Here is a 24313-nt window from a genome sequence, read left to right as displayed (position 1 = left end):
AGCCGAGCATGGGCGCGCGCGTCGGTGCGAGACTGAGGCAGACGCAGCGGGGGCGGTAGGGCCGGCCCGCCCGGGTTGTGCTGCGCGCATGCCGGCCGTCGAAAGCTGAGCGACCATGGAGACTGCTGAGACCCGGGAACTCGTCGAGCGCTACTACGCCGCGCTGACGTCGGCTGACCAGGACGGGATGTTGGATTGCCTCGACCCTGATGTGGTGTGGGAACCTCCCGCCACGGCCGCTCTGGGCAACGCTGTCGACACGATGTCCGGGGCGAAGGCAGTCGTGGATGCTCTGGGTGGTCGCGTTGTCCGGCAGGCCTTCGACATCAAGAAGCCGATCAACCTCGAGATTCGCAAGATGACAGTGGAGGGCGACACGGCCGTCGTGCAGCATCGGCTGACTGCCACTGCCAAGGCGACCGGCAACGACTACGACAACCAGTACTGCTGGGTCTACACCTGCTCCGGGGGCCGTATCACCTACATGGAGGAATACGTCGACACGCTCTACGCAGCGCGCCAGATGGGTTGGGATCTCGACGCCTGACCGACTCGGCTCCGCCGTCAGGCACGACCAGAGCCTCACTTGGCACAATCGATCAGAATCAATATCGATCACAATCGACAAGGACAGACGCAAGAGCATCAGGAGCGGTTGTCATGAGCACCTACGACATCGTCATCAAGGACGGCATGATCTTTGACGGCACCGGAGCGCCCAGGGTGCGCGGCGACGTCGGCATCGTCGGCGGCAAGATCGCCGCCGTTGGGCGGGTCGATGCCCGCGAGGCGGCCAAGGTCATCGACGCCTCGGGCATGCACATCGCCCCCGGCTTCGTCGACCTGCACACCCACTACGACGCCCAGGTGTTCTGGGACCCCTACTGCACGCTGTCGGGCTGGCACGGCATCACCTCGGTGGCCATCGGCAACTGCGGCTTCGGCTTCGCCCCAGTCGACCCCGACATGCGCGAGTACGCCATGCGCTCGATGACCCGGGTGGAGGCCATTCCCTACGAGTCGATGCGCCAAGGCATGCCGTGGGACTGGGTGACGTTCCCCGAGTACCTCGACAGCCTCGAGCGCACCCCCAAGGCGCTCAACATCCTGCCGTACGTGCCGATCGGGCCGATGCTCGTCATGGTGTTGGGCCTTGACGACGCCAAGGAAGGCCGGATGCCGACGGTCGGCGAGCACGAGATGCTGGCCAAGCTGGTGCACGAGGCCATGGACGCGGGCGGCTGCGGCTGGTCCGCTCAGCGGCTGCCTCCGACCGGTCCCGCCGCGGTGCAGCGTGACTGGGACGGTACGCCGATGCCGACCGACATGATGAACGACGAGACGGCGCTGGTGCTGGCCCGGGTTCTGGCCGAACGCAACGAGGGTGTCGTGCAGATGACGCTGACCAGCGGCAACGTGGCCCACGATCTCGCACACCTCGAAGAGATCGCGTCGATCAGCGGCCGCCCGCTGCTGCACAACGTGGTGCAGGCCTTCGAGGACAAGCCGAACATCCACCGCCGCCAGATCGAATGGCTGGAACGCTGCCGTGAGCAGGGCGTGCCGGTCTACGGCCAGGGCGTCACGAGCGATGCGGGGTTCACCTTCACGCTCGAGGACTGGAACCTCTACGACGACTCTGAGGCCTGGATGGAAGCCTGCATGGGCGACAAGGAAGAGCGGCTGGCGAAGATGGCCGATCCCGAGCGCCGCCAAGCCCTCAAGGACACGCTTCCTCGCACTGCGACGGCGCCGCTCGAGACGGTGACGATCCTGTCGCCGCGCAGCGAATCAACCGAGCGGTACCGGGAGATGTCGGTGGGCCAGGCGGCCGAGATTGCCGGCAAGCACCCGGTGGATCTCATGCTCGACGTGGCCGTGACCGACGGACTCGACACCCTGTTCTTCGTGGCGCCGCCGCAGGGCAACTCAGACCTGTTGCGCGACTTGGTGCAGTACCCGCACATGCTGTTCGGCGTGTCCGACGGCGGTGCGCACACCAAGTTCCTGACGGCGGGTCGCTACCCCACCGAGACGCTGACCGAACACGTGCGCGAGAACCAGTGGATTACCTACGAGGAAGCCCACCGTCGCCTGTCGGCGCTGCCCGCACAGCTCGCCGGCTTCCGTGACCGGGGCCTGATCCGAAACGGCGGACCCGCCGACGTGCTCGTGTACGACCCGGAGAATCTGGAGATCGGCCCGAACGAAGTCGTCCACGACCTGCCGGGCGGCGAGTGGCGGCGAGTCCAGCGGGCCAGCGGCTACCGCAGCGTCATCGTGAACGGCCACGAGACCATCTCCGAAGACATCCAAACCGAGACCTACAGCGGCCAGCTCCTCCGCCACGGCGGCTAAGCAGACCCGTCCAACGGGCGCGGCGACGGAAATGCCCGAGGGCTACCTAGCAGACGAGTCCGAGCGCAGACGGGTCTCCATTGGCGGTAAGCCAAGGAGGCCGTGCGGAACATGGGCCGCAGCCCAATGGCACAGTGAGCATGGCGAGAGCCTCTGCGAATCCTGCGCAGAGGCATCGAAACGCTGGGGACGGTTCGTCAGGGCGCGCAACAAGCTCAAGCGACAGCGGGCGGCGGGTGCATCCGCTGCAGAACTGGGCGAACTCAATGCGGCGAAGCTCCGGCTCGAGTTGGAGTACCGATCTTTGGAGCGCCTTACAGATACGCCTGTTCCGCCAAGTCATCGATGGGAGGTCTATCGGTTCAAGTTCGAGACAGGCGAGAGTTACGTGGGTATAACAGAGCGCTCGGTGGCTGCTCGGGAGGCAGAACACATCTCTGGGGGCGAGAGGCTGACGGGGGGCTCCGCGAAGATCAGCGAACTCGTAGCGGCGGGTGTCGACTACGAACTTGAAACGATCGCACACGGTCTCACTGAAGGGAAGGCACGCGCGCTCGAGAGCAAGGAGATCTCCATGCAAGAGCGTCCACTGAACGTCCATGGGCGCGTCCAGCGTTGGACCGAGTGAGATGAGGAAGTCAAGTGTGTATCATATGCGCATGGCCCGCGTAAACGTGTACTTGCCAGACGATCTCGCAGCGAATGCGCGGGCAGCCGACTTGAACGTGTCCGGCCTCGCGCAAGCTGCCATCCAGCGTGCGCTCGACGATCACTCGCTCGACCTCTGGCTTGACGAAGTGGCGGCTCTGCCTCCCACTGGCATCGACGAAGCGACTGCACATGCGGCTGTCGCCGCAGCGAAGGACGAGCTTGAGTTCGGCAAATGAGGTGCTGATCGTCGACGCGTCGGCCGTGGTCGATCTGCTCATCGACGCATCGGCGGCAGACGCAATCCGAGCCCGCTTGAGGCAGAACGAGCTACATGCACCTGCGCATCTCGACGTCGAAGTCCTGTCAGCAATAGGCCGATTGCACCGCGGCGGTCTCTTGAGCGCGAAGCAGGTGACGCAGCGGTTGGAGATCTTCCGGCGCCTGCCCATCCGACGGCACTTGCTGGATCCGCTGCTCGCGGCTGCATGGGAATACCGTCATGATTTGCGGCTCACGGACGCGCTCTACGCCGCACTGTCGGATCAAGTCGGGATGCCTATCGTCACGACCGACCGGGGACTCGTCGCCGCTGTTCCACAAGCGGATCTGCCGACTGCTCCATAGAAGACGATTGATCTCGGGGGACTCTGCGAGTGCGGCTCATTCTCGGCTGCAAGACTCGGAAGCTGAGGCTTGCGTTCCGACAACAAACTCGAGGGGAAGCCATGGCGACATACGCCGGTGAGCGATTCATTCACGACACCGACAGCCATCTCATGGAGCCGGTGGACTGGCTGGCCAGCTACGCCGACGGCGCCACCGCCGAAAAGCTCCGAGATCTCAGCCTGGCCGGCGGGGGCGATGCGGCGACGTTCGAGCTTGTGGAGAAATGTTGGGAGCGTCGCAACGATTCCGACGAGACCGCGAAGCTGGCCGCCGACGTAGTGAACGGGCCGAAGGGCTACTACGCCTATGGCTCGATGGATGCCAACGAGCGGGTGGGAGCGCTCGACCAGTTGGGGTTCGCCAGCCAACTCGTCTTCACGACGTTTGCGCACACCCAATTCCACGGCCGCAGCGACCTCAACTTGGTGTACGGCGGTGCGTCGGCGCACAACCGCGGCATCGCTGACTTCTGCTCGGTCGACCCGCGCCTGCTCGGTGTGGCGTTTGTGCCGCTGGAAGACCCGCAGCGCACCATCGAGTGCGCTCGCGAGGCCATCGAGGCCGGCTGCCGGGCCGCATGGATTCCTCACGGCGTGCCGACCGAACTGAGCCCGACGCATCCGGACTTTGATCCCCTGTGGGCGTTGCTGTGCGAGGCGAGCGTGCCCGTGCTCTTGCACCTGGGGCCCAACGGCGGCAACCAGCTGCCGAAGACGTACCACAACAACGGCCGTAACCCCGGCAAGGACTTTGTGGGCGGCGGTGAAAACCTGCGCTCGAAGGATTTCCTGAACCTGTTCCACGATGCCGAGAACCTGCTGGCGTGCATGGTGATGGACGGCATCTTCGAGCAGTTCCCCAAGTTGCGTTGCGGTCTCATCGAGCTGGGCGCGGGGTGGGTGCCGAACCTGCTGCGCTCGCTCGACAACAGCATTACGGCGTTCGGACGACACGAGCCCGAGTTGGCGAAGCTGACCATGGCACCGTCGGACTACATCCGGCGGCAGGTGCGATTCACTCCGTGGCACTTCGAGGACGTGGGCTGGCTGGTGTCGAACTGCGGACCCGAGCTGTTCCTGTTCTCGTCCGATTGGCCGCACCCCGAAGGCGGCCGCGACCCCATTTCGGAGTTCCAGGCGTCGTTCACCGCCGCCGGCCTCGGCGAGGGTGCCACTGCGCCGTTCTGGGCCGGCAACGCCTCATTCCTGCTCGGCGTCTAGCGCTGCCGGAGCCCGCGCGGGCCAGCGGTAGATTTGGCCACAGGGCGCTGCGGGAGCCGCGCCCGGCGGCACGAGCCTCGGCGCAGGAGAGCAGACATGGCTCAGAACCCAATCCAGCGCGAGCAGTCGCGTACGGCCCTGCTCGTCGTGGATGTGCAGCCCACCTTTTGCGAGGGCGGCGCCCTTCCCGTCGAGGGCGGCAACTCCGTTGCCTCGCGGTTGGCAGACCTGTTGGCCGGCGACCATGGCTACGACTTGGTGGTCACCACCCAGGACTGGCACGTCGATCCCGGCGACCACTTCAGCGACGAACCCGATTTCGTCGACACGTGGCCGCCGCACGGAGTAGCCGGCACTGCGGAAGCGGAAGTGCATCCGAGCCTCGATCCTGTCAGTGACCGGATCGGCGCCAGCGTGCGCAAGGGCATGGGGGCCGCGGCATATTCGGGCTTCGAAGGAATCGACGACAACGGCCGGACGCTGGACGAGGTGTTGGCCGCTGCGGGGGTGACCGACGTTGACGTCGTCGGGCTGGCGTTCGACCACTGTGTGCGCGCCACCGCTGTCGATGCAGCTGCCAACGGCTACGCCGTCACGGTGCTCGAGGACTTCTCTGCGTCGGTTGCACCAGAGACTGAGGCCGCAGCCCGTACCCAGCTCGCCGACGTCGGCGTCACCGTCATCGCCTCACGCTGAGCCGTCGTCAGGGGAGCCGAGGGACGTCAGGAGGGGCCCTCAGGAGTCTGTCTCGACGATACGAACGTGGTTGCGGATGACTTCATCCATCACGAAGCGCACAAACTTCTCACAGAAGTCGGGATCGAGGCCCTCCTCGGCGGCGAGCTGGCGCAACCCGTCGATCTGCTCTTGCTCACGTACCAGATCGATCGGCGCCATGCCGTGGGCCGCCTTGTGCACGCCGACGGCATGCGTGATGCGGAATCTCTCGGCCAACAGGCGCACCAGGGCACCGTCGACCTCGTCGATGCTGCGGCGGTAAGCAGCGAGCTCGTCGTCGGACATCGGCTCTGTTTCTAGCCCATCGAGCCACGACAACCACCGGATCGGCAGCCGACGTCCGGTTGCGCTGTGCCGCTCCACACTCGGGCGGCACCGGGCATCACTTGGCTACGGTTTGCGCCGTGAGTGCTTCGGGTCAAGGGATGCGCGGTCGAACCGCTATCGCGGGTGTCGGCGAGACCACCTACTTCAAGCGAGGCCAGTCGCCCGACCCTGAATTCGTGCTGGTGCTCAAGGCGATCCTCGCCGCTTGCACCGACGCCGGCATCAAGCCACGTGAGATCGACGGCTTCTGCTCCTACAGCAACGACCGCAACACCCCGGCCCGGCTGGCGAATGCGCTGGGCCTCTCCGAGCTGAGGTATTCGAACATGCAGTGGGGCGGCGGCGGGGGCGGCGCAGCCGGTGTCGTGCAGAACGCCGCCGGCGCGGTGCTCGCCGGCTCGGCGGACGTCGTGGTGGCCTACCGGGGTCTCGCCCAGGGGCAGTTCGGACGGTTCGGCCAGGGCAGCCGGCGGCCGGCGATCAGCGGCGAGTACGCCTACACCATCCCCTACGGCGTCATGAGCCCAGCTCAGACCTACGCAATGCGCACCACCCGGCTCATGCACGAACACGGCATCGACCGATCCACGATGCGCGCTGTGGCCCTCGCCGCGTACCACCACGCGCAGAACAACCCCAGAGCGGTCATGCACGGCCGGCCATTGGATGCCGAGACGTACGACTCGTCGCGCTGGATCACCGAGCCCTTCCGCCTGTACGACTGCTGCCTGGAGAACGACGGTGCCGCCGCGATGATCATCACGTCCGCCGAGCTGACCGCCAATCTCAGCGACACGCCTGTGCTGGTGCTCGCAGCCCAGCAGAGCGGCGGGCACCGCTCCGGCGCGTGGGCCCACAACCCGACCGATTACGCCACGTCCAGCTTCAAGTTCGCGGCACAGCATCTGTACGAACAGGCAGGCGTGACCCCTGAAGATGTCGACGTTGTGCAGAGCTACGAGAACTTCACCGGCGCCGTGGTGATGAGCCTCATCGAGCACGGCCTGTGCACCTACGAGAACGCCAACGAGGTCTTGACGTTCGAGAACCTGCGTGCCGACGGTGGCTCGCTCCCGCTGAACACCAGCGGCGGCAATCTGGCCGAGTGCTACATGCACGGTCTCGGGATGCAGATCGAAGCGGTACGCCAGGTGCGCGGCGACTCAACCAATCAGGTGCCCAATGTAAAGGTGTCGCTCTCGAACGCCGGCCCGATGGTCGAGATTGCATCGACCGCCATCTACGGCACGGCCGAGGCACTCGGATGAGCACCCTCTCCGGCTCCACCTACCTACCGAAGGGCCTGACGCAGCCGGCACCCATGCGCGACGGCCTCGACCTTCCGTACTGGGAGGGCACCCGCGAACACGAGCTGCGAGTCCAGCGCTGCGCCGATTGCGGCACCCACCAGTGGGGTCCCGAGTGGATGTGCCACGCCTGCCAGTCACTCGACGTCGAATGGGTGTCCGTCGAGCCCACCGCCCGCATCTACTCATGGCAGCGCGTCTATCACCCGGTGCATCCGGCGCTCGCTGACCACGGCCCCTACATCGTGGTGCTCGTCGAACTCCCCCATGCCGACAACCTGCGGATGATCGGCAACCTCCTCGGCGACCCGATGGCCGACATCGTCATCGGCAGCGACGTCGAGGCCGTCTTCGAAGACCACGACGACGGCGGCCCGCCCTTCACCCTCGTCCAATGGCAGGTGAGCGCGGCCTGACGCTCCGCTCGCCAACCGTAGAAATGCGCGCGTAGCGGCGGGGCGTACTTAGTATTCGAGCGAGAGCCACTAGGGGGTGCAAGCGATGGCACGTGCCGATATGGCTCACACTGACAACGTCGACGGGCCATGGTTCGTCGACACGCGCTGCATCCGGTGCGATGTCGCCCGGCACTGGGCTCCCGGTCTCATCGAGATGGACGACAGCGGGCTCTCGTACCTGGCGCGCCAACCGGAGAGCCCAGCCGAGACTGCCGCGTTGTGGCGAGCGGCCGAGGCTTGCCCGACGCAGTCGATCGGCAACCTTGACATCCGCCGCCCGCCCATCCGGCCATTCCCCTACGAGCTGACACCCGGTGTGTTGGCGCTCGGGCACAACGCTCGATCCTCATTCGGGGCGCACTCGTACCTCGTTGAACGGCCAGACGGAAATCTCATGGTCGACTCGCCTCGGTACCTGCGCGGCTTGGCCGAAGGAGTGGACGACCTCGGCGGCATCCGGCACGTGCTGCTCAGTCACCGCGACGATGTCGCCGACGCCGACCGGTGGGCCGAGCGTTATGGCGCGGAGGTGTGGATTCATGCGGCCGACGCGGACGCCGCTCCCTACGCCACCGTGATCCTCGACGGCGACGACCCCGCCTTGATCTCTCCGGGGATCGTCGCCATCCCGGTGCCGGGCCACACCGAAGGCTCGGTCGTCTTCCACGTCGACGACCGGTGGCTGTTCACCGGCGACACGCTGCATTGGAACCACCGCCGGCACGAGCTGGACGTCTTTCCCGAGCAGACCTTCCACTCGTGGGACGAGCTCGCCGGCTCGATGGACCTGCTCTCGACGCTCCGTGTCGAGTGGGTGTTCGCCGGACACGGCTCGTGGAACGACGTCGGAACCGATCTGTACGCCGACCAGATGTCGAGCCTCGGCGACGAAATGCGCCAGACCGGCCGAGCCGGTTGGGCGCAGCGACCCCTCGCCGCCTACGACTGGTATTGAACCCCGCCCGAACTGAGACGCCGTCACGGCAGCAGGCCAGCCTCGCCGGAAATGATCTCGGCTTGGCACTCGAGCTGGACCCATCGGCCCAACCACTTCTCGGGGAACACGCACAGCCAGGACTGCGGGTCGCAATGCAGGTTCTTGGTCTTGAAGGCCGTGTCGCGGGTGCTCATCACCACCGTGTCGTCGACGACTGCGACCGTCACCGGCGACAGCTGCGGTGTCCCGTCGCGCGCCTTGGTCGCCAGAACTCCCCGGTCGTTCTTGCGCACGTAGTCGAGTGCCTTGGAGATCTCCATGGGCACAGCGTCGCACACACCGCATCGTCAATTCAGTGGAGTTCGGCTCGGTCCGCGAGACTGCCGCCATGAAGATCTCCGCTGCGTTTCCGCCCGTTCCCGAGACACCCGACCACATCGTGCTGGCCGAGGAGTTGGGCTACGAGACCGCGTGGGTCTACGACACCCCTGCGCTGCAGCTCGACGTCTGGATGACACTCGCACTCGCGGCGATTCGCACCGAGCGCATCCGTCTCGGACCGGGCGTGCTCATCCCGTCGCTGCGCCATCGCCTCACTACCGCCTCGGCTATCGCAACGCTGGTTGGCCTGGTCGGTGCCGACCGGGTGATCGTCGGCGCCGGCACCGGCTTCACGGGCCGCCGGGCCATGGGTCAAAAGCCGTTGCGCTGGGTCGACTTCGGGGGCATGGTCACCGACGTGCAAGCACTGCTTCGGGGCGAGATTGTCGAGGTCGACGGCAGGGCGACGCGGATGCTGCACTGGCGCGGCCAAGCAGTTGAGCGACCCATCGAGGTGCCGTGGATCCTGGGCGTGAACGGCCCCCGAGGGCTCGCCGCGGCCGCCGAGATGGGCGCCGGCGTGTTCACCTCACGACCCCGTTCTGATGACGACTACAACGGGATCGACGACGTCATCCTGCTCGGCTTCGGCACGATCATGGACGACGACGAATCGATCGAGTCCCCTCGCGTGATGGACACCGCCGGCCCCGGTGTCAGCGTGGCGTACCACGCGTTTCTGGAACAACGCGACGCCCGGCTCGGCACGTTGCCGAATGCTGAGCACTTCGCCGAGATCACTGGGGACATGGACCCCGCGACCATTCACCTGTCGCTCCACGAAGGTCACCTCACCCAGTTGAACGCCATCGATCGCCAGGTCCTCACGCCTGAGTCGCTGCGCATTGCCCCGTTCGTGTGCCATGCCGCCGAGGTGCCCGAGCGTATGGATCGGCTCGCCGCCGCTGGCATCACTGAGGTCTCGTTCCAGCCGATGGGCGACGTCGAGCGCGAGCTGCGCACCTTCGCCATAGCAGCCGGAGTCTGAGTCTGAGCCCCAACGCGTTCAGCCGGCCAAAGCACATTGGGTCGGCCCGTTACGGTTCACAGCCGCTATCTGGCACTATCGGGGCGATGACGAGTGGCGGGGCAACGATCCCGGACCCGCTGGAGAGCCCCGAGGGGATTCCTGTCCTCGGCGATCCCGACTCGCTGAACCTCGCGGGGGTGGCCATCGAATCGCCGCTCACCACTGCCGAGCTCTGCCGCGTGGTCGGCAGCCGCGTACGCGAACTGCGCCAGGCGTTGAACATGACGATGTCGGCCTTCGCCACTGACGCCGGCATCTCGCTGGGGATGCTTTCCAAGATCGAGCACGGCCAGAGCGCGCCCAGCCTGTCGACGCTTGCGCGCCTGGCGGCAACAGCCAAGGTGCCGGTGACCGCGTTGTTCCGGGGCCTCGACGAGGAGCACGACCTGGTCATCGTTCGGGCGGGCGAGGGCCATGAGATCCACCACGACCGGGGCGGACCAGAGCGGCTGTACCAAGACCTCGGCACCCTGCGCGGACCCAACCGGATCATCGAGCCGATGATCACCACCATCATCGAGCCGGGAGGCGTCTTCCCGCTCTACCAGCATCCCGGCGTGGAGTTTCTCCACGTCCTGGATGGGTCGCTCTCCTACGGCTACGGCGGCAAGGCCTACCTGCTGAACAGAGGCGACACCATGCAGATCCACGGCGAGGTGGCCCACGGCCCGGTTGAGCTCGTGGAGTTGCCGGTACGGTTCATCTCCATCAAGGTGTACCCCGCCAGTGAGCCGCGCGGAGCGGCGGGAGGGTGACGCGATGGGCTTGATGTTCGTCGCCGACTGGATCAGCGAAACCGGCTTCGCTCGCCGGAACATCTGGCTCTGGATCCTCCTGGCCGCGGCAGTCGGTCTCACCTACTGGGAATGCCGCGAACGCGGCTACCGGCAAACGGTCTTACTGTGGTGGGTGTCTTTCGTGGCTATCACTCATGTGGTGGGCTACCTGATCCTGCGCTTCGTCGTTCGCCCGCCCCAAGACGACTGACCCCTCAAGCTCGCGAGCCGTAGGACGCCAAGATGCCTGAACACGAGTCGATACCCGATAAGCCGAAGGGCCTGCTCGGCCGCATCAATGCGATGCCGGGGCGCCCGATGCTGCTCATCGTGGTTGGCCTGATCCTGGTCGTTTTCCTCGTCTTCTTTCCAGGAAGCTGTTCTGGAATCGACATCGAGGAGGGCCAGGCCATCGCCACCGCCCGCGCCGCCCTCGAAACCCATCCCCGAGCCTTCACACCTGAGCGGACCGAGACCAAGATTCTCCGCCAAGGCTTCCCCCCGACTGCAATGTGGGTCATTGTCTTCACGGTCCAAGACCCTGAAGGGGGACCGGAGGAATTCCTCCAACACGCAGCCATCTGGGTGGACGCCGGCACCGGGGAGGTCCGCCAAGTCAACGTCGGCAAGCCTGTCGACAACTGACCGGCGCCGCACGGTCGTCGGCGAGGCTCAGCTCAATAGCGCTGCTCCGTCGCTCGCGGCGCGCGGCTGCCCGGCTGAATTCGCGCGCCAACCGTCCGCGAGGTTCAATATCAACCCATCGGGTGGGTGATGTTCAGGCGAACATTGCGAACGTGTTACGGTCTCATCCAATTGGTCTGGCGCCGGGTTGTTTGGAACTCAAGCGCAAACCAAAACGAGGGGAGGCGCGATGGACACGTCTGTTGTGTTCACGGAGGCTTATTACTTCTTCACTGTCGCGATCATGTGGCTGCTGCACGTAGGTTTCATGACCTACGAGGCAGGCGTCAGCCGACGCAAGAACATCATGTCGACGGCGATGAAGAACATCATGACGATCGCCGTAGTGACGCCGACGTTCTACTACGTCGGTTGGTACGTCTACTTCTGCATGCAGGAGGGCCTGAAGTTCACAGGGACCACCAGCGGCAACAGCCCCGCAGGACTTGCGGATCTGTTTTTTTGCGGCGACCAGTACGGCCTGCCCTGGGACGGTACTGCGGGACCGAACCTCGGTGACAACATCACCGGCGTCTTCTGGGCAGCCTTCGTGCTGTTCTCTTGGACAACCGGTTCGATCATGTCCGGCTCGGTGCTAGAGCGAATCCGAATTTCGGCCTACCTCTGGCTCACCGCCCTGATGGGCGGCATCGTCTGGGTGGTTGCGGCCGCTTGGGGCTGGAGCTACGGCGGCTGGCTGACTGTCCACTTCGGATACCACGACTTCGCCGCTTCAGGCGTGGTCCACGGCGTCGCCGGAATCTTCGCCCTCGGGGTGCTATTCAACCTCGGGCCAAGAATCGGCCGGTACGACAGCAATGGCGGTACACGGGCCTTCAAGCCCCACAACCTCCATCTGACGTTGATGGGGCTGATGATCATCTTCACGGCCTTCTACGCCTTCTACGCGGCGTGCCTGGCCATCACGGCCGACACCACTCCGGGTTGGGCGAACATCTACTTCAACCCGGCCACGTTGTCGGCGATCACCTACACCATCACGATGGGCTTCGCAGGCGGATTCGCAGGCGGCTACATCTTCAGCAAGGGCGATCCGTTCTGGACCATCTCCGGAGGTCTCGCCGGGGTCGTGGCTGTGTCGGCAGGCGCCGACATCTACAGCCCGAACCTGGTGCTGATCCTCGCCTTCTTCTCCGCCGGTGCCGCCTTCATGGTGGGCAGCTGGATCGAGCAAAAGGCCCGCATCGACGATGCTGTCGGAGCGGTGGCAGTCCACGGTGTCATGGGATTCTGGGGCGTCATGGCCGTCGGCATCTTCGCTGCGGGCTACCCGACAGGACCCGCAGGGGTGAAGACCACCATCCTGGGCCAGCTCGTTGGCGCAGCGGCAATCTTCGCATTGTCGTTCGTCACCGGGTACTTCGCATCCTTCATCCTGAAGAAGCTGAATCTGCTTCGGGTGCCGCCCGAGGTGGAGGTCGAGGGCCTCGACATGGCCGAGTTCGAAACGGACTTCTATCCGGAGTTCGGCCGAGCCGATGAGCCCATCATCCACGCCGACGGGTCGGAGAGTTCCGCAGAAGAAACGCTGCGGGCCGACCTCGCCGCCAACCGCTAAGTCGGGTGTCCGCCTCGTGGATGCAGTTCGTTCTTGCGATCGTCGTCATGTACCTGCTGGTTGCGGCCGCCGGGTACTGGGGCAAGCAGAAGCGAGCGCAGCAGGAGGCACTGGGACATGACCGACACGATGACTGACATCGTTCAGGACTTAAGGAGGACTGAATGAACACCTTCCCCTACGACAGTTGGGAAGCCGCCCTCGAAGCAGCCGACGGCACGACCGGGTACTTCACCTGGGGTCCAGGTGGCAACACCGGCTCGTACGTCCTTGCAATCATCGGGATTGCGGTCTCGGTGGTTGCGGCACTGCTCGTGACGGCGCGTGAGGACAAGCTGCTCAACGATGCAGCTGATCGTCTCGCTGACAAGTACAGCTAGGAGGACCGACATGGCTCGACGCAAGCAGATCGAATTCCAAGGACTGCATGGTCACAACAAGGCGGTCGAGATCGGGGTGGTGGTATTCACCATCGCCTGCATCGTCTTCACCATCATTGCCATCCAGGTCGTCGGCTGACAGCAGTCAGCAGACGCAACCTGATCAACCCGGCAGACGTCGCGCCGCCCATCGGCGACGCGGCGTCTGCTGGCGCGTGGAGGACTTAGGTTGGCGTTGTGAGAGTCGCCCGTCTGCGAATCGCCCAAGCGTGCACTGCGGTTGCCGGCGCAGCGATGTTCCTGCCGTGGCACGTCAACGCCGGACTGAGTGGCACCCAGACCGTGCGCGGCATCGGCACCGGTATAGGCAGACTTCTCTTTGTCGTCTGCATCATCACGATCGCGCTGGTACAGATCCGTTGGCGTCCGGCGTGGATCGGCGCCGGATTCGCGGGCGCAATCGCAGTGCGCGAAGTCTTGGATCCGTCCGGCGTCGGCAGCCCCGATCCAGGCTCGGGTTTGTGGGTCGCGATCATCGCCTCTGCCGTGGCCGTCGTAGTGCTGGTGTGGGAAATGTTCGCCGGCGTTTCGGCTGGTGACGATGACGGCGGCGACGCCGACGAGCCACCGCGGCGTGGACTGTCGGGCCCGTTGGGTCGTCGGCAGTGATGCTGCGACCGGTCCTGGGAGACGGCGAAACCCAGACAGGCGGACCGGCCTGACATCGACACGACACTCACAGAGGCAGCAATGACGACGCTCGCAACCGAACAGTCACAGGTGTTGGTTCCAGGGCTGATGATGCTGGGACCGGGTGTGGAGCGCTACCGGGTGACCGGCGGCGGCGCAACGGTGCTGGCGCTCGCCGCCGGCGACGAGTTGGAGATCGTCGATCCTGAGGGATGCCAGCCCTGCGAGCTGATCGCCTTCGATCAGACCGGGATGTCAGACCCTGGATTGCTGGCGATCGCAGTCGGCAATGGGAGCGGGCGAGTTCCGTCATCGAGCGTGCCGGCCGCTGTAAGCATCCTCTCAGCGGGCCTGCACGACTCCCGCCGAGTGCGAGCCGGGCTCGAGCGCGTCGGCATCGACATGGCCAAAGTGCAGGCAGCGGCGCCGCTCCGGCTCTTCGACGTTGACACGCCTCCCAACAGCAGCGCTCGCGTGGTCGCGCATGCCGATGTCGCCTGCGTCGTGGCAGCGCCGGGCGGCCCCATGTCGGCCCATGGCGGTACTCCGCCCACCGACCTGATCGCCTATGTCCACCGCAGCAAACCTGACGGCGTTGACACCGAGCCGTTGCTGCCGACACCGCTGGCCGACCCCAGTCAGGACTTCATCGTGCTGCGCAGCACAGCTCGCGCCTACCAAGTGTCCAAGGGCAACTGGTTCCAAGTAGTGGACATGGAGGGACGGCAGTGCTCGGACTTCCAGTGCTTCGCAGTGGCGGACCTCGAAGCGGGCTCCGAGCTCGGCCTCAACGCCACCATCACCCGCTCCCTCATGGGAGCAAGCTGCCCGGCACCCGGCCTGTACTCGAAGTTCTTCAACGCCAAGATGCAGCCGCTTGTCGAAGTGGTGCAGGACACGGTGGGCCGCCACGACACCTTCAACACTGCCTGCAACGCCCGCTACTACGAGGAGATGGGCTACCCCGGCCACATCAACTGCACCGACAACATCAACGGGGTCCTCGATCCCTTCGGAGTCGCTGCACGGCGGGGCTGGGAGGCGATCAACTTCTTCTACAACACCCAAGTGGATGACGCGAATCAGATCTACCTCGACGAGCCGTGGTCGCGCCCTGGCGACTATGTGCTGCTGCGGGCGCTGGAGGACTTGGTGTGCGTCAGCACCGCGTGCCCGTGCGATGTCGACGCTGCCAACGGCTGGAACCCCACCGACATCGCGGTCAGGGTGTACCCCGCAGCCAACATGTTCAAGAAAGCGACGGCGATCAGAATGACCGCTGACTCCGAAGCCCAGCTCACCCAAGAGACCGGATTCCACCCCCGCACCTCCGCCTTGACGCGGAGCTTCAGCGAGTACTGCGGCTACTGGCTGGCCGACCATTACACGGCACACGGCGCCGTCGAGGAGTACTGGGCCTGCCGGCAGGCCGCGGCGGTCATCGACCTGTCGCCGCTGCGCAAGTACGAGGTGACGGGGCCCGACGCCGAAGTGCTGATGCAGACGTGCGTGACCCGCAACGTCCGCAAGCTGGCTGACGGACAGGTCGTGTACACCGCTATGTGCCACCCCACCGGCGGAATGATCGACGACGGCACCGTCTTCCGGCTGGCGCGCGAGAACTTCCGCTGGATCGGCGGCCAGCTCGGCTACAGCGGCATCTGGCTTCGGGAGCAGGCCGAGCGGCTCGGGCTGGCTGTCTGGGTGCGCAATTCCACCGAGCAGCTCCACAACCTGCAGGTCCAAGGCCCCGACAGCCGCCGCATACTCGACGAGGTCATCTGGACGCGCCCCGACCAGCCAACCGTGGGGGAGCTGGGCTGGTTCCGGTTCGCGATTGCGCGGATCGGGGACCACGACGGCATCCCGATCGTCGTCTCACGCACGGGCTACACCGGCGAGCTCGGCTTCGAAGTGTTCTGCCACCCCTCCGACGCCCCGGCAGTGTGGGACGCCATCTTCGAGGCGGGCACACCCCACGGGCTCGTGCCCATGGGCCTGACTGCGCTCGACATGCTGCGCATCGAGGCCGGGCTCGTCTTCGCCGGCCACGAATTCTGCGACGAGACCGATCCCTATGAGGCGGGAATCGGTTTCACGGTCCCGCTGAAGACCAAAGAAGACGACTTCATTGGGCGCGATGCCCTGTTCGACCGGCGCGACAACCCTCAGAGGCGGCTGGTGGGGCTGGAAGTTGAGGGGGGCGAGCCGGCGGCGCTTGGCGACGGCGTATACGTGGGGCGCAACCACGTCGGTGTGATCACCAGCGGCACCATCTCCCCCATCCTGCGGAAGAACATCGCCCTGTGCCGCATGGCGTTGCCCTACAACGAGATCGGCACGGCCGTCGAGGTGGGCAAGCTGGACGGCCACGAGAAGCGCATCAGTGCCGAGGTAGTGCGGTACCCGTTCTACGACCCGGACAAGTCCCGAGTCCGCGCTTAGGCGTGTTCTGCAGCCCTGCGCGGGGATGCAAGACCGAGAATTGTTCTACTCTCGTTGCATAAACATCTAACCACAGGGGGGATCTCGTCATGACACGGGTAGCCATCATCGGCGCGGGGCCATGCGGACTCTCGCAGCTGCACGCGTTTGCCAGCGATGCCTCGTCGGAGGCAGCAGAACTCGAACTCGTCTGTTTCGAGAAGCAGTCGGACTGGGGCGGTCTGTGGAACTACACTTGGCGCACCGGACTCGATGAGCACGGCGAGCCGTGCCACGGGAGCATGTATCGCTACCTGTGGTCCAACGGTCCCAAGGAGTGCCTGGAATTCGGCGACTACGGCTTCGAGGAACACTTCGGCAAGCCGGTGGCGTCATTCCCGCCTCGCGAGGTGCTCTACGACTACATCGTCGGCCGCGCCAACCGCAGCGGCATTCGCGACAAGATCCTGTTCAACCAGGCGGTACGGCGCGTCAGCCGGTCGTCCACCGGCAATGGCTTCACGGTGACGACGCACGATCGCGCCGCAGACGCCACCTCCAGCGAAGAATTCGACTGGGTCGTGGTGTCCACCGGACACTTCTCGACACCCAACATGCCCCATTACCCCGGCTATGAGACCTTCGGGGGCACGCTGCTGCATGCCCACGACTTTCGGGACGCCGTGCAGTTCGAGGGCCGCGACGTGCTCGTCATCGGGTCGAGCTACTCGGCCGAGGACATTGCATCGCAGCTGTGGAAGTACGGGGCGCGGTCGGTCATCTGCTCCTCACGCAGCGGTCCGATGGGCTTCGACTGGCCCGACGGCATCACCGAGACGCCGATCCTGACCCACGTGGACGGTCGCACGGTGCACTTCACCGACGGCACCAGCACCGAGGTCGATGCCATCGTCTCGTGCACGGGCTACCTCCACCACTTCCCGTTCATGGACGACGAGCTTCGGCTGGTGACCGCCAACCGGCTCGCCTCGTCGATGCTCTACCGGGGCGTGGTGTTCCAGCCCGAGAACCGGGTGCTGTACCTGGGGATGCAGGATCAGTGGTACACGTTCAACATGTTCGACGCCCAGACTTGGTATGCCCGTGACGTCATCCTGGGCCGCATCGAGCTGCCCGACGCCGACGAGCAGGCCCGCTGGATTGACGACTTCCAGACCGCGGAAGACGAAGTGCCCGACGACTACGCCGCCATTGACTTTCAAGGCGACTACACCCAGGACCTTCTCGACCAGACCGACTGTCCCGACCCCAACACACCGCTCATCAACAAGATGTTCAAGGACTGGAAGAAGCACAAGAAGCAGTCGATCCTCGGCTACCGCGACCACGGCCATACTTCGCCGATGACGGGCACGATGGCGCCGATACACCACACGTCCTGGGAGGAAGCTCTCGACGACTCGCTGGAGTCCTACCTGGCCGACTCGGGGTGATCCGCAGGACCACGTCCCAGGGACACCTCATGGCGCCCGTGCCCTCCGAAGTCGATGCCGTGGTGATCGGTGCCGGGGTGATCGGTGCCAGCATCGGCTACCAGCTCGCCCGGCACTCGGACTTGCGAGTGGCCATCGTCGATGCTCGGGCGCCCGTCGGGGGCATCTCGGGCCGGACGTTCGGCCAGATCCGCCAGCACTACTCAAATGAGCTGATGGTGCGCATTGCCCAGCGCGGGTTCCACTGCATCGGCAACTGGGACTCCGAGGTGGGCTACGGCGACCCTGGCTATGCCCGGCTCGGCTACATGCTGTTGGTGACCTCCGATCAGCTGGATGGGCTGCAGTACAACATCGACCTCGGCCGCGGCCTCGGCGTCGATACACGCTTCGTCGTGGGCCGCGAGATCACTGAGATCGAGCCTCTGGTGAACGCGGACGGACTCGCAGGTGGCGCCTACGAACCTGACGGCGGCTTCATCGACGTCACGAAGATGGTGCTGAGCTGGCTTACGGCTGCAACCGCAGCGGGGGCTGCAGTGCTGGCGCCGGTCGCCGTGGACCAGATCCTGGTGTCTGGCGGCGCCGTGGCGGGCGTGGCGACGTCAGCTGGGGAGATCCGGGCTCCGATCGTCATCGCCGCCACTGGCGCCTGGGCGCGCGACCTGCTCGATCCGCTGGGCGTGGAGGTGCCTGTCGAGCGGCGACGGCTCGACATGGCGGTGTTCTCCCAGCGGCCCGGAGCGCCGGCGCTGGGAACCTGCATCACCGATGGCAACTCCAACCTGGTCATCCGCCCCGACATGGGACGCCACGTCGTGGCCGTGGCCTACCCGCCTGAGATGCCCGTGGTCGACGACCCGCTCGCCGACGCGTCGGAATCGGACCACTCGGCCCACGCCGTGCGCCTCGAGGCAGCCATCGCCGAACGCCTGCCCGAGATGTCGGTCGTAGCCACGGTGAGCACCACCAGCGGCGCCTACGACGTATCGCCGGACTACCACCCCATCTTGGGATGGGCCGCCGAGATCGCCCCGGTGGACGGCCTCTACCTGGCCATCGGCCTCTCGGGGCACGGGCTCAAGCTGTCGCCGGCCCTCGGGGAGATCGTCGCCGCACACGTGCTCGGCCTCGAGTGTGTGGGCGACGCGCCAGCCATCGACACCCGGGCGCTGCGCCCCTCACGCTTCGCTGAGGGCGACCTCATGCACTTGTCGTACGGGCCGAGCGCCCGCGCCTAGCTAGCTCCAGGGATAGGGCGAGTTGCTCACCGGGTGGAGCCGGCCTTCGGCGTAGCGCGAATAGCGGAACGGCTCCAGCAGCGCCTGAGGCTCTCCGAGCAGCTCCTTGGCCACCAGCGCACCCACGCCGATCATCTTGTAGCCGTGGTTGGAGTCGGCAATGAAGTAGGCGTTGTCGCAGAAGGTGTCGAACACAGGGAAGTTGTCGGGCGAGAAGCTGCCGATCCCCCCTGAAGGCTCGTCGCTGATGAGGTGGGTCTTGCCCTCGAAGCGCTTGTGACAGTGGGCCAACGCGGCGGTCCAGGTGCGATAGAAGTCGCCCCCCACAACGAAGTCGGGCGAGTCGGGTCCGTAGGGGTCGACGGCCACATCGGCAGACGGCTTATCCACGACGTAGGGCATATAGCCGCCCTGGACGCCGCCGAAGTTGAAGTCCGGCTTGTAGTAGATGCCCCACGGCCCCTCGGTGACGAGCCCGTCGGCGTCGTACAGGGGAGCGTCGGTGTCAATGTGCACCACCGGCGGCATGTTGCCCTCGTTGTCGGTGAGGAAGCCGGGGTCGACCGTGAGCGTGCCTTCCTGCAGGCACATGTAGGTCCAGGTCGGGCGGCTGTGCACCTGGCCGTCGCTGGCGAGAACCTCGGTGGTCGTCGGCAGGTCGAGCATGGCCCAGATCTTCTGCACCCACGGCCCCACCGCCACCACCACGTGATCGCAGGCCACGGGTCCTTGATCGGTAAGCACAGCAGTGACCGCTCCAGAGGCATCCTGGTCGAACCCGGTCACGGTGACACCGCCCACCACGCCGACGCCTTCTGCCTCGACCTTGCCGAGCAGCCCCTTGAGCGAGGCCATGTTGTTGGCATACCCGCCCCGGTGCTCATGCAGGACGCTGGTAATGCCCTGCGCCTGCCAGTCATCGAAGATCCCACGCATGTAGCTGGCCGAGGCCTCGGCACCTTCAACGAACGTGGACGAGTAGCCGATGGCCTTCTGCTGCGCATGGATCGAGGCCACGTCGTCGCGCATCGCCTCATGGCTGATCTGCATGTAGCCCACAGGGTGATACGAGAACGCCTCGGGATCGCTATCCCAGACGTCCACCGAATGGGTCATGAGCTCACGCATGGCCGGTTGGAAGTAGTTGTTGCGAATGACACCGCAGGCGATGCCCGAAGCGCCCGCACCCACGCCGGTCTTGTCGATGACGACGATGTCGTCGCCCGATCCCCGTCCCGACGACCTCAGATCGCGGGCAAGGTTCCAAGCTGTCGACAGGCCGTGAATGCCTCCGCCGATGATGACAAAACGAGCCCTGGTCGGCAGTGCCATAACCGCAGCCTCCTCGGTTCAGTCTCTTTGAGTGGCTTCTCTGAGTGACGGCTCAGTGGCCGCCGGGGGCTGTCCAGCCCTCCAGCACCGGCTTGCGCCAGTCGGTGCCGACGATCCGCGATTCTTCGACCCACGGCCCCAGCTCCACCTGCGGGAACTTGCAATGGATGTCTTTGAGGGTGATGCCGTAGCTGTTGCCCTCGATGAGGTGCTTCATGAGCACCTTGCGGGCGATCTCGTCCTCGCGGCCAGGCGGAATCTCGAAATAGATCTTCAAGAACGAGTTCGAGTACCGATCGAACACCGCCGGCACCCCGTCCTCTTCGAGAAGGGTGATGTCCTCTAGCCAGTTGATGTCGAGTCCTGGGGTAACCGCCAGAAGATCTATGTCGGTGATCAGCGACATGTCTTCTTGGTAGGCGAACCGCTTCCCCGCCAGGACTTCGGCGTCGATGGCGACGGTGCGGGTCTCGCGCGAGCTCTCGCCTGTGTGCGCGGATGCTGTGTTCGTGGTCTCGGCCATGTCACACTCCCTTGTCGATCACGTAGCGGTCGAAGAGGTCGCGGATCTCTTGCATGTTCCGCTCCTCGGTGACACCCGGGATGTAGGTGGTGCCCGCGAGAGGCACCTTGGCCATGGCGGCCGCCTCGTGGGTGAGCGCGGCCAGGTCCTCGGGCTCCAGAGAATGCACATCGGTCTTGCCGCAAGCCCGGGCCAGCATCTGCACTTCCATGGTGAGGGTGATGAGGAAGTTGTAAACCCGCAGGGCGGCCTCATCGACGTCGAGGCGCTTGCGCAGCTCGACGTCCTGGGTGGCCACGCCGACGGGACACCGACCGGTGTGGCAGTGGTAACACTCGCCCGCAGGCACGCCGATCGTGCCCTCGTAGTCGGTGACGCCAGGGATCTCCTTGTTGCAGTTGAGCGCCATCAGCGCCGCTGTGCCCAGCGCGATGGCATCTGCACCCAAGGCCAGGCACTTGGCCACGTCGCCGCCGTTGCGAATACCACCCGCCACGACCAGGTTGATGTCGTCGGCGAGGCCCACATCCTCGAGCGCCCGGCGGGCCTCGGGGATAGCCGCCATCAGCGGAATGCCGGTCTCCTCAGTAGCCAGATGCGGTCCCGCACCAGTGCCACCCTCAGCACCATCGAGGTAGATGACGTCGGGGCCACACTTGGCCGCCATGCGCACGTCGTCATACACCCGGGCAGATCCCAGCTTGAGTTGAATGGGGACCTGGTAGTCGGTGGCTTCGCGAATCTCCTGGATCTTCAGCGACAGATCGTCGGGGCCAAGCCAGTCAGGGTGGCGGGCCGGCGACCGCTGGTCGATGCCCGTCGGCAGCGACCGCATCTCAGCAACCTGCTCGGTGACCTTCTGGCCCATCAGGTGGCCGCCGAGACCAACCTTGCAACCCTGGCCGATGAAGAACTCCACGGCATCGGCCAGCATCAGGTGGTGGGGGTTGAAGCCGTAGCGGCTCTGGATGATCTGGTAGTACCACTTGGTGGACAGGTCGCGCTCTGGCGGGATCATTCCGCCCTCGCCGGAGCAGGTGGCGGTGCCAGCCATGGACGCGCCCTTGGCCAAGGCCATCTTGGCCTCCAGCGACAGCGCACCAAAGCTCATGCCCGTGATGTACACCGGGATTTCGAGTTCGAGCGGCTTGGCGGCGAAGCGCGAGCCGATGACTGTGGCGGTGTCGCACTTCTCGCGGTAGCCCTCGATCACGAAACGGGTGAGGGTTCCAGGCAGGAACACCAGCTCATCCCAGTGGGGGATCTTCTTGAAGATCGAAAATCCCCGCATCCGGTAGCGGCCGAGTTCGGCCTTCACATGGATGTCGTTGATGACCTCGCGGGTGAAGATCCGACTCTTGCCGAGCACATCGGTGCTCTCGTTGACCTCGTTCGTATCGGCCATGTGTCTTTCCCTGTATCGATTGACGAGCTTGCGCTCGCTAGTGAATGACGAGCTTGCGCTCAGAAGGCTCGAGCAAGTCGTAGTTGTGCAGCACTTTGCCGCAGACGAATTTCTGGAATTCGGGCGGATCGCCGAGTGAGTGGATGCGGAACTTGCGCTCGATGAACTCGGTGTCGGCGTCGTCCCACTCGCCGGGCACGCAGTCGACGCCCAGCGAACTCACCTTGCCGCCCACGTAGAGGGCGCCGTCGTACATGGAGTCGCCCAGGTGCTGACCCGCGTTGCCGCAGATGATCTGGCGCCCCCGCTGCATCATGAATCCGGTGTTAATGCCGACGTTGCCGAGCACGATGATCGTGCCGCCCTTCTGGTCGATTCCCGTGCGGGCACCCACGTCGCCCTTCACGATGAGGTCGCCGCCACGGATGGCTGCACCGGTCAGCGAGCCGGCGCCGCGCTCGATGGTGACGACGCCGGACATCATGTTTTCGGCCACCGACCAGCCCACACGGCCGTTGATCGTCACTTCAGGGCCGTCGATGAGCCCGCACGCAAACCAGCCAGGGCTTCCCTCGAAGTGAATCCGGCAGCGCTTCAGTATCCCCACCGCCAACGAGTGCTTCGAGGCGGGATTGAGCACGGTCACGTCGCTGATGCCGTCGTCGTAGATGAGCTTTCGCAGCACCATGTTGATCTGACGAATGGTCAGATCGGCTGCATCGAAACGGGCCCTGGCACCGTCGACCTCGACGTTGTCGGGCATCTCCGCATGGGGCTCCACGAGCCCCCGGGCGTCATAGGCGACCCCGCTGCGGGAACCTACACCTGCCATACCAGCACCTCTCGCTCGTAGGGATCGCGGGTTTCCACCTCGCGATGCACCAATGCTCGGATGGCCACTTCCTCGGTGGCCACCGCCACCAGCGGCTCGGACTCGAACAGCACCAGCGGCTTGGCCGCCATTTCATCCTTGGCGATTCCCATCTGGTTGCCGGTGACGCACACGTATGTGAACACGCCGTCGAGCTCATCGAGGCTGTGCTTCATCGACGTTTCCAACGACAGGCCCCGCGACATGTACTCAGCGAGATACACGGCGATGATCTCGGAGTCGCACTCGCTCTGGAACCGGTGGCCATGTTGTTCGAGACGCCGGCGCCACTGGTGGTAGTTGGTGAGCTGGCCGTTGTGCACCACGGCCACGTCCGCGAACGGGTAGGCCCAGTAAGGATGTGCGCTGGCCAGGTCCACTTGGGATTCGGTGGCCATGCGCACATGGCCGATGCCGTGAGTGCCGCGGAACGACCCCAAGTTGTACTGGTCGCTCACCGTTGCAGCGTCGCCCAGGTCCTTGATGATCTCCAGCGAGCTGCCCAGCGACAGCACCTCGCAGCCAGGCACGTCCTCGAGGTAGTCGGCCAGCGCCTTGAGGTCGCCGCCGTAGCGGATGGTGGCCCGGAATGCGTACCCGGTTTCGCCGGTGACCGCGGCCACCTCGGCACCGATCTTGGCCAGGCGACTTTCCACTTCGGCGCGGTTGCGTTCGAGGCGCTCGGCCATGCCGAAGCCGGCGCTCTTGTTGGGCTCAGCCAGCACGAACCGGATGACGACGAGGTCGTCGGCCGGCCCGTACACCGCGTAGCCGGTGGAGTCCGGCCCCCGGTGCTTCATCGATTGGAGCATCGCGGTGAGCTCCGCTCCGATGTCGGCGCTTCCGTCGCGGTGGATCACTCCGGCTATGCCGCACATGGT

28 protein-coding genes are annotated in these 24313 nt (G+C 65.3%); 21 read left to right on the top strand and 7 right to left on the bottom strand.

Annotated features, from left to right (window positions below; all coding sequences use genetic code 11):
- The first annotated feature begins 115 nt into the window (after positions 1-115).
- The 7 genes from ACPXYO_RS05030 (at position 116) to ACPXYO_RS05000 (ending at position 5591) form a co-directional block, all read left to right on the top strand.
- Positions 116-547, top strand: coding sequence for a nuclear transport factor 2 family protein (locus ACPXYO_RS05030; RefSeq protein ID WP_423917194.1), 432 nt, complete (start codon positions 116-118; stop codon positions 545-547).
- A 113-nt stretch (positions 548-660) separates the two neighbouring features.
- Entirely contained in the window at positions 661-2358 is a 1698-nt protein-coding gene (locus ACPXYO_RS05025) for an N-acyl-D-amino-acid deacylase family protein (protein WP_423917191.1), read from the top strand.
- 31 nt (positions 2359-2389) lie between these two features.
- Positions 2390-2986, top strand: a complete 597-nt coding sequence (locus ACPXYO_RS05020) for a hypothetical protein (protein ID WP_423917188.1) — start codon at positions 2390-2392, stop codon at positions 2984-2986.
- A 31-nt stretch (positions 2987-3017) separates the two neighbouring features.
- A complete protein-coding gene (locus ACPXYO_RS05015; protein ID WP_423917185.1) occupies positions 3018-3245 on the top strand; it encodes a type II toxin-antitoxin system CcdA family antitoxin in 228 nt (75 codons plus the stop codon).
- Positions 3229-3633: a type II toxin-antitoxin system VapC family toxin gene (locus ACPXYO_RS05010; protein ID WP_423917182.1), complete on the top strand. Its 405-nt coding sequence runs from the start codon at positions 3229-3231 to the stop codon at positions 3631-3633. The genes ACPXYO_RS05015 and ACPXYO_RS05010 overlap by 17 nt, the downstream gene beginning before the upstream one ends.
- 101 nt (positions 3634-3734) lie before the next feature.
- Positions 3735-4895, top strand: a complete 1161-nt coding sequence (locus ACPXYO_RS05005) for an amidohydrolase family protein (protein WP_423917180.1) — start codon at positions 3735-3737, stop codon at positions 4893-4895.
- A gap of 96 nt (positions 4896-4991) precedes the next feature.
- Positions 4992-5591 carry an isochorismatase family protein gene (locus ACPXYO_RS05000; protein ID WP_423917177.1) on the top strand — a complete coding sequence of 200 codons (600 nt, stop codon included), beginning with the start codon at positions 4992-4994 and terminating at the stop codon, positions 5589-5591.
- Between the two features lie 39 nt (positions 5592-5630).
- Here the strand turns inward: ACPXYO_RS05000 and ACPXYO_RS04995 are convergent, their stop codons facing one another.
- Positions 5631-5918 carry a chorismate mutase gene (locus ACPXYO_RS04995; RefSeq protein WP_423917175.1) on the bottom strand — a complete coding sequence of 96 codons (288 nt, stop codon included), beginning with the start codon at positions 5916-5918 and terminating at the stop codon, positions 5631-5633.
- A 119-nt stretch (positions 5919-6037) separates the two neighbouring features.
- Here ACPXYO_RS04995 and ACPXYO_RS04990 point away from each other — a divergent pair, with 119 nt between their 5' ends.
- The 3 genes from ACPXYO_RS04990 (at position 6038) to ACPXYO_RS04980 (ending at position 8680) form a co-directional block, all read left to right on the top strand.
- The gene (locus ACPXYO_RS04990; protein ID WP_423917172.1) at positions 6038-7228 is read left to right on the top strand and encodes a thiolase C-terminal domain-containing protein; all 1191 of its coding nucleotides are present in this window, start codon (positions 6038-6040) and stop codon (positions 7226-7228) included.
- Positions 7225-7683, top strand: a complete 459-nt coding sequence (locus ACPXYO_RS04985; protein WP_423917170.1) for a Zn-ribbon domain-containing OB-fold protein — start codon at positions 7225-7227, stop codon at positions 7681-7683. The genes ACPXYO_RS04990 and ACPXYO_RS04985 overlap by 4 nt, the downstream gene beginning before the upstream one ends.
- An 85-nt stretch (positions 7684-7768) precedes the next feature.
- Complete coding sequence (locus ACPXYO_RS04980; RefSeq protein ID WP_423917167.1) at positions 7769-8680, top strand: MBL fold metallo-hydrolase; 912 nt, start codon at positions 7769-7771, stop codon at positions 8678-8680.
- 23 nt (positions 8681-8703) lie between these two features.
- Here the strand turns inward: ACPXYO_RS04980 and ACPXYO_RS04975 are convergent, their stop codons facing one another.
- The gene (locus tag ACPXYO_RS04975; RefSeq protein ID WP_423917164.1) at positions 8704-8982 is read right to left on the bottom strand and encodes a pyridoxamine 5'-phosphate oxidase family protein; all 279 of its coding nucleotides are present in this window, start codon (positions 8980-8982) and stop codon (positions 8704-8706) included.
- 35 nt (positions 8983-9017) lie between these two features.
- Between ACPXYO_RS04975 and ACPXYO_RS04970 the strand changes: the two genes are divergently transcribed.
- From ACPXYO_RS04970 to ACPXYO_RS04920, 11 genes are all read left to right on the top strand, one after another.
- On the top strand, positions 9018-10031 hold the full coding sequence (locus ACPXYO_RS04970) for an LLM class flavin-dependent oxidoreductase (RefSeq protein WP_423917161.1): 1014 nt from the start codon (positions 9018-9020) through the stop codon (positions 10029-10031).
- 86 nt (positions 10032-10117) lie between these two features.
- Positions 10118-10828 (top strand): helix-turn-helix domain-containing protein, encoded by a 711-nt coding sequence (locus tag ACPXYO_RS04965; protein WP_423917158.1) that lies wholly within the window; start codon positions 10118-10120, stop codon positions 10826-10828.
- Positions 10800-11060, top strand: a complete 261-nt coding sequence (locus tag ACPXYO_RS04960; protein ID WP_423918760.1) for a hypothetical protein — start codon at positions 10800-10802, stop codon at positions 11058-11060. The genes ACPXYO_RS04965 and ACPXYO_RS04960 overlap by 29 nt, the downstream gene beginning before the upstream one ends.
- A gap of 32 nt (positions 11061-11092) precedes the next feature.
- Positions 11093-11494 carry a hypothetical protein gene (locus tag ACPXYO_RS04955; protein WP_423917156.1) on the top strand — a complete coding sequence of 134 codons (402 nt, stop codon included), beginning with the start codon at positions 11093-11095 and terminating at the stop codon, positions 11492-11494.
- A 229-nt stretch (positions 11495-11723) separates the two neighbouring features.
- A complete protein-coding gene (locus tag ACPXYO_RS04950; protein ID WP_423917153.1) occupies positions 11724-13112 on the top strand; it encodes an ammonium transporter in 1389 nt (462 codons plus the stop codon).
- 164 nt (positions 13113-13276) lie between these two features.
- On the top strand, positions 13277-13492 hold the full coding sequence (locus ACPXYO_RS04945; RefSeq protein ID WP_419551869.1) for a hypothetical protein: 216 nt from the start codon (positions 13277-13279) through the stop codon (positions 13490-13492).
- A 10-nt stretch (positions 13493-13502) separates the two neighbouring features.
- The gene (locus ACPXYO_RS04940; protein WP_419551868.1) at positions 13503-13631 is read left to right on the top strand and encodes a hypothetical protein; all 129 of its coding nucleotides are present in this window, start codon (positions 13503-13505) and stop codon (positions 13629-13631) included.
- A 98-nt stretch (positions 13632-13729) separates the two neighbouring features.
- Entirely contained in the window at positions 13730-14161 is a 432-nt protein-coding gene (locus ACPXYO_RS04935; RefSeq protein WP_423917150.1) for a hypothetical protein, read from the top strand.
- An 81-nt stretch (positions 14162-14242) separates the two neighbouring features.
- The gene (locus ACPXYO_RS04930; RefSeq protein WP_423917148.1) at positions 14243-16627 is read left to right on the top strand and encodes a DUF1989 domain-containing protein; all 2385 of its coding nucleotides are present in this window, start codon (positions 14243-14245) and stop codon (positions 16625-16627) included.
- 89 nt (positions 16628-16716) lie between these two features.
- A complete protein-coding gene (locus ACPXYO_RS04925; protein ID WP_423917145.1) occupies positions 16717-18060 on the top strand; it encodes a flavin-containing monooxygenase in 1344 nt (447 codons plus the stop codon).
- Positions 18061-18089: 29 nt separating this feature from the next.
- Positions 18090-19301 carry an NAD(P)/FAD-dependent oxidoreductase gene (locus ACPXYO_RS04920; protein WP_423917142.1) on the top strand — a complete coding sequence of 404 codons (1212 nt, stop codon included), beginning with the start codon at positions 18090-18092 and terminating at the stop codon, positions 19299-19301.
- Here the strand turns inward: ACPXYO_RS04920 and ACPXYO_RS04915 are convergent, their stop codons facing one another.
- The 5 genes from ACPXYO_RS04915 to ACPXYO_RS04895 are packed head-to-tail and all read right to left on the bottom strand — an operon-like array spanning position 19302 to position 24310.
- Positions 19302-20633 carry an NAD(P)/FAD-dependent oxidoreductase gene (locus ACPXYO_RS04915; RefSeq protein WP_423917139.1) on the bottom strand — a complete coding sequence of 444 codons (1332 nt, stop codon included), beginning with the start codon at positions 20631-20633 and terminating at the stop codon, positions 19302-19304.
- A gap of 52 nt (positions 20634-20685) precedes the next feature.
- Positions 20686-21156 (bottom strand): hypothetical protein, encoded by a 471-nt coding sequence (locus ACPXYO_RS04910; RefSeq protein ID WP_423917136.1) that lies wholly within the window; start codon positions 21154-21156, stop codon positions 20686-20688.
- Position 21157: 1 nt separating this feature from the next.
- Positions 21158-22561 (bottom strand): FMN-binding glutamate synthase family protein, encoded by a 1404-nt coding sequence (locus ACPXYO_RS04905; RefSeq protein ID WP_423917134.1) that lies wholly within the window; start codon positions 22559-22561, stop codon positions 21158-21160.
- Between the two features lie 37 nt (positions 22562-22598).
- Entirely contained in the window at positions 22599-23393 is a 795-nt protein-coding gene (locus ACPXYO_RS04900; RefSeq protein WP_423917131.1) for a GXGXG motif-containing protein, read from the bottom strand.
- Complete coding sequence (locus tag ACPXYO_RS04895) at positions 23381-24310, bottom strand: glutamine amidotransferase (RefSeq protein ID WP_419551859.1); 930 nt, start codon at positions 24308-24310, stop codon at positions 23381-23383. Before ACPXYO_RS04895 ends, ACPXYO_RS04900 begins: the two co-directional genes overlap by 13 nt.
- Positions 24311-24313 lie beyond the last annotated feature (3 nt).

It is taken from the genome of Candidatus Poriferisodalis sp. (genome assembly GCF_965237655.1).
In the GTDB taxonomy this organism is placed as follows: domain Bacteria; phylum Actinomycetota; class Acidimicrobiia; order Acidimicrobiales; family Poriferisodalaceae; genus Poriferisodalis.
Note: the sequence above shows the minus strand (reverse complement) of the source record. Positions and strands in the feature narration are given on the sequence as shown.